This window comes from Dietzia sp. CW19 (assembly GCF_014145265.1).
GTDB lineage: Bacteria > Actinomycetota > Actinomycetes > Mycobacteriales > Mycobacteriaceae > Dietzia > Dietzia natronolimnaea.
In genome coordinates this window covers 3,420-5,183 of the sequence record NZ_JAALEE010000525.1, presented here as the reverse complement: position 1 = coordinate 5,183, position 1,764 = coordinate 3,420, and the positions used below count along the sequence as shown (strand labels likewise).

General features: G+C 69.8%; 2 protein-coding genes. One reads left to right on the top strand and one right to left on the bottom strand.

All coding sequences use genetic code 11. The features are described from left to right. Window positions 1–257 precede the first annotated feature (257 nt). Window positions 258–1,211 carry a hypothetical protein gene (locus G6021_RS14845; protein WP_182610590.1) on the top strand — a complete coding sequence of 318 codons (954 nt, stop codon included), beginning with the start codon at window positions 258–260 and terminating at the stop codon, window positions 1,209–1,211. 166 nt (window positions 1,212–1,377) lie between these two features. On the opposite strand, the gene G6021_RS14840 is transcribed toward G6021_RS14845, so the two are convergent. Continuing rightward, a partial coding sequence (locus tag G6021_RS14840; RefSeq protein ID WP_347238981.1) for a GntR family transcriptional regulator occupies window positions 1,378–1,764 on the bottom strand: 387 nt, incomplete at its 5' end.

The following is a 1,764-nucleotide window of genomic DNA, read 5'->3' as shown; positions in this document are numbered from 1 at the left end:
CGGCCCCGACCCCGAGCGCCCGGCCCGGCGATTCGGCGCGTTCTCGAAGGTATCGGCCGGGTGAGTCCGTTCCAGAACTCGCCGAAGATGTTCGAATCGAGATGAGTTCTCGCGGTTCGCTCGTAGTCGCTCCTGATCGGGAGCTTCCATCGACGCGGTCGCTGTGACCGCGTTCAGGCTGTGGATGGTCGTCCGCTTCGTCCACAGCGGGCCGATTACGCCCCGATAACCGAGCCCCCGCGTAGCACCATGCGGTCATGCCACCGACACACTCAGACCCTGCGCGCTCAGACCCTGCGCGACCGCCGAGGCGTGAGGCGGCCTTCGTCAGAGCCGTCTACGGTGGCGAGCCGTTCCTGGTCAACAGCGCACTGGCTGCGGGGATCCTCACAAGACAGGATCTGCGCACCCGCTTCCGTCGACTGCACCCGAGGGTCTACGTGCGAGCGTCAGCCGAACTCGACCCGGCGCAGAAGATCCGCGCGGCCTGGCTATGGGGTGGCCCACGCTCGGTGATCTGCGGGGGCGCCGCCGGGCACCTGGCCGGGGAGGCGTACTTCGGGGAGGAGCTAGTTCGCGACGAGGTCCAGCTCTGGAGGCCGACCTGGCGCAGGGCCCCGCCCGGGATCGTCGTCCGCAAGTGGACCGCCACTCCCGACCATCTGCTGTGGCAGGGGATGGCCGTGACGACCCCCGCCAGGACCGCAATCGACCTCGCCCGGCATATGGCGTCTGATGTCCGGGCGGTCGCGGCGCTCGATTCCATGTGTCGCACAGGCGGCACTGATCCGGATGCGATCGCGGCGGCGGCGTTCGCCATGGCAGGTCAGACCGGGGTCCGTCGTGTGCTGGGGTTGCTGCCCGCCGTGGATCCGTTGGCCGAGTCGCCCAAGGAGTCCGAACTGCGGTTGATCATGGGGGCGACTGATCTGCCGGTGTTCGAGTCGCAGGTCGAGGTGCGAGATGAGTCCGGCGCGCTGGTGTCGCGACTCGACCTGGGTAACCGCCGGTGGAAGGTCGGGTTGCAGTACGACGGCAACGAGCATCTGACCCGGGCCCGTCGAGACGGCGATTCCGTGGCGATGCTGCGGCTGGCGTCACTGGGATGGGAGGTGAGGCGGGTGACACAAGGTCTGCTGCACACCCCGCGGACGCTCACCAGATTCGTTCGCGGGGCCTTCGAGAAGCAGGGCTGGGAGCATTCCGTGTGACCCGGTCGCATTCACTGAATCCCGGTCACGTTCTGGGACGGGCCCACTCGGCCGATGCATCCAGGATCGCGCCGCATCGGGGTGGCCGCCGGATCGAGGTGGCCGCCGGATCGGGGATGGCCGGCGGGTGGCGACAGGCGGGTGGCGACAGGCGGGGTCGCGATCTCTAGGGCAATTGGCGGAACGCGTTGCGGAGAGCTGCCACGGCCTCGTCGACGTCGAATCCCGAGCCTGCGGCGCGCTCGGCGAACTCCTCCGCGGCCCGGGCCAGCACCGCGCCGGGCAGATCGGCTGCTGAGACGAACGTCCCCGACCGGCCGCGGCCCTCCAGAACTCCCGACTCCTCGAGTTCGCGGTAGACCTTCGCGGCGGTGGCGCTGGAGACTCCGACCTCCTCCGCGAGCGTGCGCACGGCGGGCAGCCGAGTCCCTGCGGTGAGCACCCCACGCCGGACGCCCTCGACTATCTGCCCCTTGAGTTGGCGGAACGGCGGCTCCGCCGAGGCGGGGTCCACGGCCAGGGTCATCCCGGCCACCCGGGAGCCCGAACCCGG